This window comes from Christiangramia sabulilitoris, from assembly GCF_007050985.1.
Taxonomy (GTDB): domain Bacteria; phylum Bacteroidota; class Bacteroidia; order Flavobacteriales; family Flavobacteriaceae; genus Christiangramia; species Christiangramia sabulilitoris.
In genome coordinates this window covers 1,397,031-1,412,674 of record NZ_VHSF01000001.1, presented here as the reverse complement: position 1 = coordinate 1,412,674, position 15,644 = coordinate 1,397,031, and the positions used below count along the sequence as shown (strand labels likewise).

The following is a 15,644-nucleotide window of genomic DNA, read 5'->3' as shown; positions in this document are numbered from 1 at the left end:
TATTTTTTTAGTAACCTGGGTTTTGTTGCCAGTTATTGCCGGCAAGTTCAATTTCTATTGCTGGGATAGGGAACAATTCGTGTTTTCCAGTCTGGAAACCATCAATTGCTGCTGCAGCTCTTCCTGTTCTCACAAGGTCAAAGAATCTGTGTCCTTCCCCTACCAGTTCCAGGCGACGATCTTCGTAGATCTGCTCCAGAAGAGCATTTCCAGATAAAGTAACCGGATCAAGTTCTGCACGTTCTCTTACAAGGTTCAAATAAGCTCTGGCCTTGTCTTCATCTGCCGCCGATTTTTTAAAGTTAGCCTCAGCAGCCATCAACAGAACATCTGCTAAGCGTATAGCCCGGTAGTTATTCGGATTGGTAAGATTGGCATCTCCCGTATTAAGATCACCTCTTCTGGCGATATATTTTCTATTGAAATATCCGGTATGTTCAAACCCTGTAGCATAAGTTGCTCCGGTTTCTGCCGCGTGGGCTTCAATATCCAGGATCGCAACATCTTTTCTAATGTCATCTTCTGTAAACAGGTCTACTACTTCCTGAACCGGAACATTAAAACTAAACCCGGAATCAAACCCACCTTCAAAGTTTGGAGGGTAAGAAATATTACGTACTCCGTTAAATCCTACAGCTACGTTACCTTCACTACACTGCAGACATCCGAAGCCAGCACCTTCTTTATCGGTATACTGAACTTCAAAAATAGATTCGGCATTATTCTCACCTTCTGGTTCGAATATAAATTCATAATCTTCCACCAGGCTGTATGGCCCGTTGATCACCGGTTCGAAAGCTGAAGCCGCCTCACCAAATTTATTCTGATATAAATAAGCCTTACCAAGCAATGCCTGAGCAGCTCCGGAGGTAATTCTTCCTTTCTCAGCCTGCGTTGCAGGTAAATTCGCCGCAGCGAACATCAGGTCCTGCTCAATTAGAGCATATACCTCAGATTTTGGTGCTCTTGGAATATCGAATTGATCACCAAACTGGATTCTGCTATCAATTGCCAATGGCACATCTCCAAACCATTTTACCAGTTCAAAATAGTAATAGGCTCTCAGGAACCTTGCCTGGGCAATGATCTCGTTCTTTCCGGCAAAATCTATATTATCCTGGAATTCCAAAACATAATTCGCACGATTCACTCCCGCGAACATCCAACTCCAGATATCCCGCAGCTGTGCATTTACCGGCGTATGCACCATATCATCGATTTCCTGAATCCCAGGAACATCTGTAGCACTCTCTCCACCAGCGAGGGTGTTATCTGAGGCAATTTCTCCCAGCATTACATTAAGATAGGTCGCTTGTAACAGATCGTATGCTCCTACAAGTGCCAGATCATATTCTTCTGGAGTGTTAAAATAGTCTTCAGAGTTTTCATCCTCACTAGGTACATCCACGAAGTCATCACTACATCCGACCAGTGCCAGAAAGGCAAAAGCAAGGATCCAATTGATTGTATATAATTTCGTTCTCATTTATTAAAATTTCAAATTAATTCCTAACATATAAACTCTGGGTACAGGATAAAATCCCTGATCTATACCACCTCCAATAGGAGCTCCGGTTGAAGCTGAAGGATCGTATCCGGTATATTCTGTAAGTGTAAAGGCATTATTAACAGAAGCATATATTCTGAATTTCGTCAATCCCGTTGCAGCGATCATATCTGAATCCAGGTTATAACCAACCTGAATATTCTGTAGTCTTAAATATGAACCATCCTCTACATAAAAATCTGAAAACAGGTTATTGGAATTAGCACCTATAGTAACCCTAGGGAAACTATCTGTACTTCCAGGACCTGTCCATCTGCCTAAATAAGAATTTGTCCTGTTCGTATTTAGCTGATTACGCTCATAATTTCTCACGATCTCGTTACCTAAAGATGCAAAAGCATAGGCGTTAAAATCAAAATTCTTATACGTAAAGCCGAAATTCATACCCATGGTGAAATCTGGAATAGGATCTCCAATATTCACCCTGTCTTCTGTATCTATCTTACCGTCTCCGTTTTGATCTACATAACGAAGATCTCCGGGAGCTGCATTTGGTTGCACTGCGGCATTATTTACTTCTTCCTGAGTCTGAAAGATCCCATTGGTTTCAAGGCCATAAAAATAACCAAGTGGCTGTCCCGCTTCCATTCTTGAAGGCGGCTCCAGACCAATACCGAAAGCTCCTCCGGTTAAAAAGCCATTTTCACTGTCTACAAACAGCACCTCGTTGCGAAGAGCAGTTAAATTATAATTGATATTAAATTTAAAATCATCATTTACCATTTGATTATATCCAATGGAAAATTCAAATCCTTCGTTTTCTACGATACCACCATTCACTACAGGTGGCGCGGCACCAGGTGCTCCAATTCCTAAAATTCCTGAAACCTGAGACACCACTAAAAGATCTTCAGTTCGCTTCTTGAAGTAATCCATGGTAACATCTACCCTTGAATCCAAGAATCTTGCATCCAGACCAATATCGAGTGTTTTCTGTTTTTCCCATTTGATCTCCGGGTTTCCAAGAGCTCCACTGGCCTTACCAAAAACAAGTTCGTTATCAAAAACATATGTTCCTTCTCCATTAAGCAAAGAAGTAAATCTAAATGCCGGAATCCTGTCATTCCCTATAATACCGTAACTACCACGTAGTTTTAAAAAGCTAAGGAAATCACTGTCTCTAAGGAAATTCTCATCAGAGATTACCCAACCTACAGAAGCAGACGGGAACCAACCAAATTTATTTTCAGGACCAAAGGCAGTAGAACCATCACGTCTAATTAACCCAGAGAATAAATATTTCCCGCGGTAATCATACTGCAATCTACTGAAATAAGAAAGCAGCCTTGAGTCGAATGTATTTCCTCCGTTTTGATAGTTGTCCTGAACTTCTGCTGCATTGGCAATGCTTGCTGCAGAGTATTCGTTCGTTGGCAATTCAAACCCGGTGAAAGAAGAAAGATCCCCGGTAGTCTTAAAGACAGACATACCTAAAAGGTACTTTATATTATGATCACCAAAACTGTCGTCATAAGTTAAATAGTTATCCCAGGTATAATCCCGATAAATGTCAAAATTTTCGGTAACACTATTCCTGTCTACGTTAAAAACCTTTCCCGATCCGTAAAATACTTCGGGAGAGAAAAATCTACCGTCCACTTCAGAATAGTTAAACTGGAATTGTGTTTTTGCCGAAAGCTTATCCCATAAGGTATATTCTAATCCACCAACACCACTTATTTTGTTGATCTCGGTATCATTATAAGTATTCTCTATTTGAGCGAGCGGGTTAATTACCTCATTCCCTAATCCTTCGGCTAAAGTAAATTCACCGTTCTCATCAAAGATAGGCAGGGTAGGATTCATATTCACCGCGTTGAATAGAACCGAACCTAAAGCATTTTCGGCTAAGGTTCTTCTATTCGTATTGGTGTAGATCCCTGAAACATTAAGTTTAAGGTTATCTAAAATTTCGAGATTATAATTAAGTCTTGCAGTTAATCTGTTATAATTGGCTTTACTCAAGCCAACGATACCATCCTGGTTGAAATAGGAGGCACCTACAGAATAGGTTGACTTTTCTGTTCCACCAGAGACATTTAGGTTCATGTCTGATATTGGTGCAGTAGAAAAGACTTCATCCTGATAGTTTACGCCACGCCCTATTTCTCTGAAATTAGGAAAAGGAGGATTTTCACCACCGGCGGCATAAGCTTCATTAACAATAGCAGCATATTCTACCGAGTTAAGAACCGGTAATTTCCTGGTGGTTTCCTGTATACCTGTATAAGCATCAAAATCCACTTTAAGTTCTGTATTGAAAGTTCCAGATTTTGTAGTTATCAGGATTACCCCGTTGGCAGCACGCACTCCATATATACCGGCCGTAGCATCCTTTAAGACATTGATACTTTCAATATCGTTAGGGTTAATTACACTAAGATCTTCAATTACGTTACCATCTACAAGGATCAATGGTCTGTTATCACCATTGGTACTAATTCCCCTGATGTTAATGGTAGATGCACTACCCGGAGATCCTGAAGCTGATGTAATGTTTACACCAGGCACAGTTCCCTGAAGTGCCTGTTCCACCCTAACCGGGTTAAGGTCCTCTATTGTTTGAGATCCTACCACACTAACGGCACCAGTGATCTCCTTTTTTGTTTGAGTACCATATCCAATTACCAGGACCTCGTCAAGAGATTCTGAATCGGTCTTCAATACTACATTAATAGGTTCCTGATTGTTTACAGTAACCTCCTGGGTTTCAAAACCGATATAACTAAACTGAAGTATATCTCCCGGGGAGATATCCTGTACTGTATAATTCCCGTCGAAATCGGTAGTTGTACCGCGCGACTCTCCTTTTACAATTACGTTAACCCCCAGTAAAGGCATTCCGCTTTCATCGGTAACCGATCCGCTAACCGAAAACGATTGCGCATAAGCACCGAAAAACCCGCTTAGAAATACAATCAAAAGACAGGTAAATTTCCTCATGTGATTTAAAGTTTTAATTACTCTATGAATATATTAACAGATCGTTGTGATAAGTTAAAAATGACCTTTACAAAAAATCTACAATTATAGATTTGACAATTTTACTGCTATGATTTTGTCGAAATAACAATAGTAAAGGGCATTTCAGAAGATAATATTAACTGAACCTAACGATCTAAGCACTAATATAATAATAAAATGTAGAGGTAATGTAGAGTTTTTTTTAGGCTTTGTAAAGTTTATAGAGCCAGAATATAATCGGTAAGATTGATTTCGCGGTCCAAATTCATCTTTTTACGCAAACGATATCGTTTAATTTCCACACTTTTTACAGAAATATTAAGCAGCGGAGCGATCTCTTTTGAAGAAAGATTCAGTCTTAGGTAAGCACATAATTTCAGGTCGTTCGATGTAAGCTCTGGATGCTTCTGTTTGATGTTCTGGAAAAAATCCTTGTCTGCATTACTAAATGCCTTTTTGAAGAATTTCCAGTTATCTTCCTCGCTAATATCCTTGTCTATAGTTTTGATGACCGAGTTTACTTTAGACGAACCCTCGGCATCCTTTAATTTGTCTTTAATATTGGTAAGAAATTCGTTTTTTCTAATAAGGCTCATCGTAGATACCGCAAGCTCCCGGTTCTTACTAGCCATCTCCTGCTCCAATTTATCGTTCCTCAACTTTATGATCTCCTGTTCAGCCTGTAAATGCTTCATTTTAAGTTCACGCTCATTTTCCTGCACGGTTTTGCGATGATGCCTCCTGTTTAGAATATGAACGGCATACAAGATCAATACAAATAGTATCACATAAGCCGCGATAGCCCATATACTCAGATAAAACGGTCTGTCAATAGAAAACTCATAAACTGCTACATTTGTTTCTGCAGGGCCAACTTTCGCCTTTACCTCGAAAGCATAGTCTCCATAGCCAAGATTTTTAAAATTCGCCTCTGGCAAACTGCTCCATGTACTCCAGTTGTTACTTAAGCCAACCAGCCTGTAACTATATAAAGCCTCCAAATATTTATTATGAACCGGAACACTATAATGAAAGTTAATGTTGTTATGGTCAAAATCAAATTCCTTAAATTCATCCAGTTTTACAGGCTCAAAAGGAGCGTCCAGGGCACTCACTTCTATTCTATTAAGTCTTATAGCCACTTCCCGGGTAGCTTTTTCCTGGTCATTCAATTTAAGGTACCCATTAGCGGTACCTAATAAATATTTATCGTCTTTTAGATGCGAAATATTTTCATAACCTATTGCTATATTCCTGAATTCCTGATTAACGAATATGAAATTTAAATCATAAGCATTGTTTAATTTTGCCTTCTGAATTGAAAAGATGCCATCTTCAGCAAAGCCCCACAGCTTATCTCTGTTATTTTCACCAACCATTTTTCCGGACACTCTTTCATAACTGGCAATTAAATTATTAAGCTGGTTTTCAGAAGAAAACTGATCTAGATCCTCCCGGAACTGATAGATGCTCTGCTTTGAACTGTAGTAAATGGTATCATTAAATTGAAAAAGACTGGAAGTAATCCCCGATTCGCCGGTAAATTTATAATTTTCAGAATCAGATATTCCAAGAGATTCCTGAAGACTTAATTTGAATACTCCCTTGTGCTCATTACTTATCCAGATATTTTCTTCTTCATCTATTTCAATAAACTTGGAAGAATGGGGAAAATCGGGAAGCATGGGTAAAGCTTCCAGTTCCCCGTTAGTCAGCCTTAAAAAGCTTATACCATTATAATGACCTTGTATAAGAACACCTTCTTTATATTCTTTAATGACCCAGGTACCTAAACGGTCACATACCTTTTCTGCCTTATTTTCCTTTATTAAAAAAGTTCCGCTATCCTGTCCACAAAGGATGACTCCTCCCACTTCATTTATAAACCATACCTGGCCATTGGTTCCCGGAATGAGTTCAAATTTTGTATCTCCAGATTTGCGATAATAAAGACCCTGGTTAGTACCAAGGTATAGATCACCATCTTTTTTGAAGGAAGCATAAACAGACCCAATTTCACCACGGTTATCCTGAAATGATCTGAATGAAGATTTAAGCTGGATAATACTTATACCATAATCAAGACCGGCCCAGAGATTATCTTCTTTATCTATAAAGAGATCTAAAACCGTGTTATTAAGAAGTACATTTTCCTGGTTGAACTTATTTATGATAGCTCCTTCGGCACTTAATTCCAGTACCCCTTCTCCAACAGTACCTAATACCATCTTCCCATTTGGCAAATAGATCGCATCCAGAATAGTGGGATTCCCTAATTCGGCATTTACAGGTTTTTTATTTTCAAGCATACTACCCTTCTCCCACACCAAAAATTCTGTTTTGCCGGTAACCAGGTAAAAGGCATTCTCCTTTATATAAAATTGCATGATGGTCCTGTCGCCAAGAGCCTCGTAGGGAATAACCAATGTTGAGGAACCATTATTGACTTTATAAAGACCGCCGGCTACTATTTGAAAATAAAGTTCGTTTTCAACTTTAAAGATCCCGGAAACAGGCTTTCCTTCAGGATTCTTCATTTTCACAACAGAACTGGTTTCTTGATTATAAAAGTATATTCCTCCAAAACTTCTGAAAATCACCAGACCATCCAGAAAGTCTATCTCCCAGAATTGTTCTCCGTCACCAATTTTGCCATCAAACAAAGACATGAGGCTGGTATATTCCAGGGTCCCAAATTCATTTTTCTCCCAGAATCCGGCTTCCATATAAGCTCCGGTATAAATACGCTCATCTATAACTTTAACAGATCTTACAATCGAGTTATTTGGAACCGGATATAAATTCCAGTTTTCACCATTATATTCAAGTAAGCCGGTACTATTGGCAAAATAGAGATTATTGTTATCTGCCTGGGCGATCATCCAGTTTTGATTACCGCCGGCATATACATTTGGCCCGTAATTTATCACCGGAGGCAGTTCCTGCCCGAAGGATACAAAAACGGAAAAAATGATCTGTATAAAAAAGTAAATTCTACTCAATAGTAATATAGGATTGGCTGCGAAAGTTAACCAGTCCCAGCTTAAATGGAAAATTTTATTAAGATTTTAAATATTGATTTTATTAGTAAAACTTTTAGGCTTGGATGTTAAATTATGATAAAGACCTATGATTGCCTGCGAAAAATGAATTTTTTTGAAGGTTAATATCTAATCAATATTTTACTACTTGATACAATCTAACAACCTGGCTTTTATGAGCATAATAACCCGATCTCAGAAATTAAAGATTTCAATTTCATTTCTGTTTCTTCCCGTTCTAATTTTATCTGTTTGTATTCCTGCCAGTGCGCAGAAAGACTCTGTACAGACCAAAGAAAAGGTACATTCGGTATATATTACCTCCAATACTGCTTTAAGAACCAATGCTTCAAATGACCTTATTCTCAATGAGATCGTACAATCCTCGAAAAAAGAGGATTCTTCAACGCTGATATTTGTTGGAAATATTGTCCCTGAAAAAGGCTATCCTGATAAAGATAACGGTAGAAATGAGGTAGAAAAGGAACTAAAAAAGAATCTCCTGGAAAAGATTAGTGATTTCAAGGGAAATATTGTTTTTACTCCCGGATATCACGAGTGGCAGGCCGATGCCCCGGACAATATTGATGATCTCGAATCATTTTTACAGGATAATTCTCGTGGAAAATTCTGGCCCAATGACGGATGCCCCATTGAAAGTGAAAGTCTTGGAAATGGTGTACAATTAATTATGGTCGACTCCCAATGGTATCTAGAAAACTGGGATGATCACCCCTATATTAATAATAAATGTGAGATCAAGACGAGGGCTCAATTCCGGGAAGAATTCAACGATGAGCTTGAAGACAACCAGAAAAAAACAGTGCTCGTAGCCGTTTTTCATCCTGTTATGACAAAAACCAAACTTAGTTTCTGGGAAATGATGGTTGGAGCTGGTGACCAAACCAGGAGAAATCCGCAATTAGGTCAGTTAATGGGTATTCTTGAAACCATTGCGAGACAATATAACGATGTCATTTTTCTTTCGGGACAGGATAAAAACCTTCAGTACATCAAAGATGACGGAATAGAACAGGTAATCGCCGGGGTTACCGAAAAGCCGGCCAAAGCAAAACCGGAAGAAGATAAGGATGGCTTTGCTTCTTATGAGCTGGGTTATGTTAAAATGAATATAAACAGAAACGGAAGTTCTAATGTTGAATTTTACGAGGTAAATCCATCTGGAACCAAAAAGATTTTTAGCCATCATATTAGCCGGGAAAGACCAACTTTAGAAGAGGTATCCTGGCCAGAAACCAGAATAGGGCCCACGGCCACAGCCTCTGTTTATACCGAAGAGCAAACCGATAAAAGTGGTTTCCATAAAAGTCTGTGGGGAGAACATTACCGACCCCTATACAGTAAAAAATTCGAGTTCCCGGTATTATACCTGGACACCCTGCCCGGAAACCTGCAGGTATTAGGTGCCGGTGGAGGACACCAATCAAGGTCTCTTGGCTTCAGAGACGAGGATGGTCATGAATATACCATGAGAGCACTGGAAAAAAGTGCCCTGCAGTTTTTACAAACTACAGTGATCACCACGCATTATATCAAAGACTATCTGGAAAATACCATTGCAGAGAGGTATGTAAAAGATTTTTATACCACCGCTTTCCCATACGGAACATTTCCGGCCGGAAGATTCATGGATGAACTGGGTATTTTTCACCCCAATTCAGAACTCTATTATGTACCTAAACAGGAAGCACTTGGAGTTTATAATGAAGATTATGGAAATGAACTGTATATGTTCGAAGCCCATGTAGGGGGTGAAAATAAAGACCTGGAAATCTTCGGAAATGCTGATGATATTCTAAATACAGCAGACCTTATGCTGGAAATGCAGGAAACGAAAGATGTTTATGTAGATGAAGAAATGTTCATCAGGGCCAGGTTACTGGACATGTTATTAGGAGACTGGGATCGCCATGAAGGGCAATATGAATGGGCAGAATTTGAAGAAGAAAATGGCAAAAAGAGATACCTGCCAATTGCAAAAGACCGGGACCAGGTTTTTCCAAAAACCGATGGTTTCGCCCTTTCCATGTTAAGACTGGCTTCCCCACCACTTCGAGCTATGGAAGAATACAGTGACGAAGTTAAAAGACCTAAATGGTTCAATGTTGCGGGTTACCCTCTTGATAAAGCCTTTATTAGAAATGCAGACTGGGAGGATTGGAAAGCACAGGTGGATTATATCCAGAATAATATAACAGATGAAGTAATTAAAGAAGCCTTTGATGTCCTTCCCCAGGGAATTGTAGAAGAAGGCTATGTTGGCGATATCAAAAAAACCATGAAAGCGCGTAGAGCAAATCTGGAAAAAATTGCCCGGGAATATTACAAACATTTGACAGAATTTGACGTATTCACCGGTACCCAGAAAGATGACCAATTCCTAATAACCAGAATGGCCGACGGGATAACCTTGGTGGAACTAAAGAATAAGGACGGAGAACTTTTAGCAGAAAAGAAATATAACTCAGACCAAACCCGGGAAGTATGGATTTATGGCCTGGATGGAGACGATGAATTCAAGATCATAGGTGATGGATCAAATCTGGTTCCTTTAAAGATCATAGGAGGAGAAGAAAATGATATCTATGATTTTCAGAATACCAGAAAGGCGAAACTTTATGACTTTAAGAGTAAGAAAAGCACGATCAAAACCCCGGGTGTAAATAAAATGCTGGTAGATAGTTATGATATCAACAACTATGACCCTAAAAAGAAAAAAATAAGACAGTTTACTTTATTCCCAAGTGCAGATTTCAACTCTGATGTGGGTTTCAAGCTGGGAGTGCGAAACACTTATACCACTTATGGACTGGTACGAAATCCATTTACTACCAGGCAAAGCGTAACGCTTAATTACTTCTTCAGAACGCAAGGTTTTGAAGCCGATTATACCGGTGAATTCGCTCATATATTTTATAATTGGAATTTTGGCCTGAATGCCTATTATTCCAGTCCAAATTTTACCATGAACTACTTTGGAACGGGAAATGAAACAGATTATGATCCCGATGAAATTGACAAAGAATACAACCGGGTTAGAATGCAGCAATGGAGATTTGCTCCGTCCCTTATCTGGAGAAATGATACCCAGAGCTCATTCAGTATTAAACCTATGATTGAGTCGATTGAAGTTAAAAACGACGAGGGCTTTTTCGTATCAGATATTTTTGCAGCTACGAATCCTGTTTTCGATAGCCAGCTATATGCCGGCGGAGAAATAAATTATAATTATTTCAATAAGGATAGGGTTGCTTTTCCATCCAGGGGAATTGAGCTTGACCTTACAGCCGGGTACAAGTCTAATATCGATGAAAATGATAACAAATTTGGCTATGTGCGACCTATGCTTTCTCTGAATTATCCTTTACATGAAAGCGGATTTGCTGCGTTGGCTACCAAGATTGGAGGAGAAGCAATTATCGGGGATGATTTTGAGTTTTATCATGCAGCTACATTAGGTGGTGGAAATACCAATAGTTTACGTGGATATAGAAACGATCGATTTAATGGTAAATATGCCTTTTATCAGAATATAGATCTTCGAAGCGGGATCACCGAATTCAGATCAGATTTTGTACCGGTAAGAATCGGTGCAAGTGCAGGCTTTGATTATGGCCGTGTATGGGTAGATAACGACAACTCTTCTGAATGGCATACGAACTATGGAGGTTCTATCTTTATCAATGCCTTTAAAGCAGCAACCGGAAATATAGGTTACTATGTTGGTGATGAAGGTGGACGATTGAATTTCACTTTTAATTTTGCCTTCTAAGCAGGAATTATTTGAAAAAAACCGCGCTGATATGATCAGCGCGGTTTTTTTTTGCCTTAACAGATTTATGCCCTCCTTAAATATCCTTCAAAATTTCAGCCAGGTCTGATAATTTTTTTAACTCCCAGGTTGGTTTATTAGAGAGTGGAAATAAAAACTTTCCGGGCCTTTGCATAAAGGCTGTTTTGAGCCCGGCGCGATCGGCACCGGCGATATCCCAACCATGAGCAGCCACCATGACGGTTTCCTGCGCTATAGAATCAGATCTCTTTAAAGCAAATCTATAAGTTTCCGGATGGGGTTTATATTTTTTCACGGCATCAACGCTTAACACCTCATCAAAATAATTTGCTATCCCCGCGTAGTATAGCTGGTCCTTTAATACCGACGGCTTACCATTACTAAAAGCGATCAATTTAAACCCTGCATTACCAAGTTTAGACAAACCTTCTTCTACATCTGGATAAGCTTCTAATTTAGTAATAGGATCAAGAATTTGCTGTATTTTTTCCCTGGTCAACTCAATTCCTTTCTTGCTGCCGTTCATTTGCAGCACCGCTTCAGCGATCTTGCTAAAATCATGGTACGAACCAGAGATACTTTCAACCAGGGAATACTGGAGTAGTTCTGCAAACCAAACTTCTGCTGCTCCCTCACCCAATTTAGAATCTATACTATCCTTTAAAGGGCTTAGATCCAGCAGTGTTTCATTAACGTCAAAAATAATGGTGCTGATATTTCTCATGTTATTTCCAAAAAATAAAAAGCCGGCAAAAACCGGCTTTTAAATTAAATATGTGAATTCAATTATTAATAATCCCCGGCACTGGCGTATTCAAATTTCTGTCCTCCAACAGATACTTCGACCATCGCTCCCGCTTTAGGCATGGTGACGATTGCTCTACCGTTGTTGAATTCAACATTTTTAGCCTTTCCTTTTTCGATAATAACTGCGGAAGCATTTCCTGATAAGCTATAATTACCTTTTTTAAAATTATCCAGCTCAGATTGTGTCTGGAAAAGAATAGCCTGTCTGTAAGCCTGTCCACCAATTTGTAATCCAATATCTAATTGCCTTAATTCAGCAAAGCCTTCAACTTTCCCGTTTTCAAAAAGAACGCCATTTCCTGCTGCTCCACCAAGAATATATGCCCCTTTACCAACGTTCGGAAAAATCACATAGCCTACCGCTTTATCAAAAAGCTCTTTTAAATTAGACGAATTTTTTATGAATGCTTGTTTGGAATCTTTAGCATCTCTAATTAGTTGTTGTTTCTTGTCGGCATCAACCATCTGCTCATTCTCCTTCTCATCCCAATTCTCATCATCTGTCTGAGCCACAGATTGCATCCCGGATAAGAGGAATAGCATCATTAAACCTGACAAAATAGAATTTCGAAATCTCATAACATTAAATTTTAGATTTACATCAAGATAGCGAATAAGCGTTTTTTTTGGTGTTAAGCACTTGTTATTTCACGCTCAATTAGCATATATGCCTACGTCCTGTTAAAAAATTTAACCGATGAATCCTGCTGATCTATAATCATATTTCGAAACGGGCAAGTACCCGATAAAGATCTGCCCTGGTATTGAGGAGCTTTTGTTTTAGGGAAATCTCTTTTAGTTTAGCCGAGATCAAATTTTTCTCCCTTGTATTTACCAGAAAAACAGAACTTTCCCCCAGCTCCAGTTTTCTTTCTTCAGCACTCAGCATTCTGGTATAACTTTGTACCAGATCTTCCACCAGTTGCAATTGGTCTAAATAGGAAGAGAATTGCCTTTCCAGAGCAAGGATCTTGTTTCTTAATTCCAGCTCACTATTTACCAGTTCGAATTCTGCGTTTTCCAGTTTCAGCCTGGTTAACTGCAGATCTCCCCGTTCTTTTCTTAAAAACAAGGGAACACTAAAACTGAAGCCGAATTTATAATTATCATTTACAAAACTATTTAAAACCTCCGGATCACCACTTAAATAATTGTATTCAAGATTTAATTCTGGCAGTAACTTATTTGCTTTCAGTCTCCTTTCATATTCCAGCATTTCAATTTTATAGCCCAGAGATTGAATTTTAGGATGAGAAACGATCAAATCCTCATCGAGACTTCTTAAATAATCTTTCATTTCCTCAAAGAAGGAGGCTTCGGGATACACATCTTCCCTAATCTCGAGCGGGGTATTATTATCTGTCCATAAAAACGTGGCTAGTTTGAGGGAAGCTTTATATAGATCCAGCCTGGCCTGTTCCAGGCTCAATTTTCTGTCCTGGATCTGGATATTGGCTTCGAGCGTATCTATGGCCGGCTTATCTCCGGCTTCATGACTTTTAAGAATACCCTGGTAACGCCTTTCGGCATTTTCAATAAAATTCTGGTAAATTTTTAACTCATTGTAACTGGTAAACCAATCGAAATACGCTGTGGAAGCATCGAACAAGATTTCGTTAACCGCCAGTTGCTGCTCTGCTTCGCTTTGATCCCGGAATATTTTCGCCTGTTTCAAAGCCGCCATGCGTTCGTTAATAAATAGTCCCTGCCCCACGGGTATCGAGATCCCGGCGGCCAGCAAACCATTATCGGGTACCGTATTCTGAGGATTTAGAAAAACCCCCTGGTTGTTTTCAAATTTAGCCTTCAATTCTATCCCGTACCAGGTTGGTATTTTAAAGGTAGCATTGAAGATGTCGAAATATTCGGTATCCTTAAAATCCTTACGATCATAACCAGCTTCTACTTTCGGATCAAAAGCACCTCTGGCCCTTAACAAATTAGATTCTCCCTGCTCGGTGATCAACCTGGCCTGTCTCACCACGGGATGATATTTCTTCACCATCTCGAGATAATCGTCCAGTTTTAGGAAGGTACTATCAACCTCCTGGCTGAATACCAGAAAAGGAGCAAATACCAAACAGATTATGATCTGAAATTTTCTCATTTAGCTGCAGTTTTTTGATCTTCCGGCGTGTAATAATTTGGAGGGAATCCGTTTAAGTGTCGCCATATCTCATACCAGATAGGTACATCGTCCAGAAGTGCCAGGGTATTCGCACCCGAGCCAACTCTTAAAGCATCAGGCCATTCGTGATCTTCAGGGTCTGGAGCCAGGAGGACACGGTATTTCCCGTTTGGACTTATAAAATTTTCTATTGCGACCACCTCAGCCCCGTAGGTTCCATAACTAACATTTGGCCATCCGCTAAAAACTATGGCGGGCCATCCATCAAACCTTACCCGTACTTTTTCTCCCTTATGCAATAAAGGAAGATCCAGGGGCTCAACGAAAGTTTCTACCGCCAGGTCATAATTTGCCGGCATGATACTTACAAGTTTTTCTCCCTCTTTGAAGGTCTCTCCTATCCCTCCACGAATAGCTGTGTTGATGTATCCGTTCTGGGGAGCACGTACATAATATAAGTCTTTTCGCATTCCATAATTCACATAGGCATTTTTCAATTTACTTACTTCAGCCTCTGCATCAAACTTACCAGATTGGGCACTGGACCTATCGCTACTTATCTTTGATATCTTATCACTGTATTCTGCTTCAATACGGTTAAGTTCTATCCTCGCATTAATGATATCATTCCTGCTCGCCAGCAATTTATTCTCCTGGGAAATAAGTTTAGCCTGATTTTCCTGCAATTTCAGCTTCTTCTCTTCCACATCTGTCATCGCTTTTAAACCTTCCTGTTGTAATAATTGCGTCCGGTTGAACTGGGTTTCAGCTATATTCAAATTGGTCTTTGCCGCTTCAAGGTCTATACTGTCACTCTTCATTTTAAGACCGGCCTGTTTAAGCTTATTTTTTGCCTGTTCCAGTTTCAGGTTCTTTTCTCTTTGAAGTGAAGCCAGCTGATTTTCCAGAGCTGAAATTTTTTCGTCGTACGAAGTAAGTGAGTTTGTCTTCGCCTGTACCTGCTCACCCGTTCTTTCCACAAGATCAGGATCAAAATATTCATCTTTGATCTCGGTAATATGCAAAATCGTATCTCCTTTTTCCACATAATCTCCTTCCCTTACAAACCACTTATTGATCCTTCCGGGAATTGCAGATTGAATGGTTTGAGGTCTTTGCTCCGGCGTTAAGGTAGTTACTGAACCTTTCCCGGAAATGGTCTGAGTCCAGGGTAAAAAAAGAATTATTATCCCACCTATGGCAAAAATCTTGAGAAACAGATTGAAATACTTGTAATGCCTGGTATGAAAAACCTTTTTCCCGGCCTCATACCTGGTAAGGTCTACCTTTTCGTGCAGTGTATTTTTAGTAATATTCAGCATG

At 39.4% G+C, this 15,644-nt stretch carries 8 protein-coding genes; 1 reads left to right on the top strand and 7 read right to left on the bottom strand.

The window, feature by feature from the left end; all coding sequences use genetic code 11:
* Positions 1-7: 7 nt before the first annotated feature.
* The 3 genes from FGM01_RS06460 to FGM01_RS06450 all read right to left on the bottom strand — a co-directional run bounded on the left by FGM01_RS06460 (position 8) and on the right by FGM01_RS06450 (position 7,533).
* A complete protein-coding gene (locus tag FGM01_RS06460) occupies positions 8-1,486 on the bottom strand; it encodes a RagB/SusD family nutrient uptake outer membrane protein (RefSeq protein ID WP_143410294.1) in 1,479 nt (492 codons plus the stop codon).
* A gap of 3 nt (positions 1,487-1,489) precedes the next feature.
* Positions 1,490-4,510 carry a SusC/RagA family TonB-linked outer membrane protein gene (locus FGM01_RS06455; protein ID WP_143410293.1) on the bottom strand — a complete coding sequence of 1,007 codons (3,021 nt, stop codon included), beginning with the start codon at positions 4,508-4,510 and terminating at the stop codon, positions 1,490-1,492.
* Between the two features lie 239 nt (positions 4,511-4,749).
* Entirely contained in the window at positions 4,750-7,533 is a 2,784-nt protein-coding gene (locus tag FGM01_RS06450; RefSeq protein ID WP_243735768.1) for a triple tyrosine motif-containing protein, read from the bottom strand.
* Between the two features lie 214 nt (positions 7,534-7,747).
* On the opposite strand from FGM01_RS06450, the gene FGM01_RS06445 reads away from it, so the two are divergent.
* Positions 7,748-11,365, top strand: a complete 3,618-nt coding sequence (locus FGM01_RS06445) for a BamA/TamA family outer membrane protein (protein WP_143410292.1) — start codon at positions 7,748-7,750, stop codon at positions 11,363-11,365.
* Positions 11,366-11,441: 76 nt separating this feature from the next.
* Here FGM01_RS06445 and FGM01_RS06440 read toward each other — a convergent pair whose 3' ends face one another.
* The 4 genes from FGM01_RS06440 to FGM01_RS06425 form a co-directional block, all read right to left on the bottom strand.
* Entirely contained in the window at positions 11,442-12,110 is a 669-nt protein-coding gene (locus tag FGM01_RS06440) for a haloacid dehalogenase type II (protein WP_143410291.1), read from the bottom strand.
* A 65-nt stretch (positions 12,111-12,175) separates the two neighbouring features.
* Complete coding sequence (locus FGM01_RS06435; RefSeq protein WP_243735767.1) at positions 12,176-12,772, bottom strand: lipid-binding SYLF domain-containing protein; 597 nt, start codon at positions 12,770-12,772, stop codon at positions 12,176-12,178.
* 139 nt (positions 12,773-12,911) lie between these two features.
* Positions 12,912-14,300: a TolC family protein gene (locus tag FGM01_RS06430; RefSeq protein WP_143410290.1), complete on the bottom strand. Its 1,389-nt coding sequence runs from the start codon at positions 14,298-14,300 to the stop codon at positions 12,912-12,914.
* The gene (locus FGM01_RS06425; protein ID WP_143410289.1) at positions 14,297-15,643 is read right to left on the bottom strand and encodes an HlyD family secretion protein; all 1,347 of its coding nucleotides are present in this window, start codon (positions 15,641-15,643) and stop codon (positions 14,297-14,299) included. The genes FGM01_RS06430 and FGM01_RS06425 overlap by 4 nt, the downstream gene beginning before the upstream one ends.
* Position 15,644 lies beyond the last annotated feature (1 nt).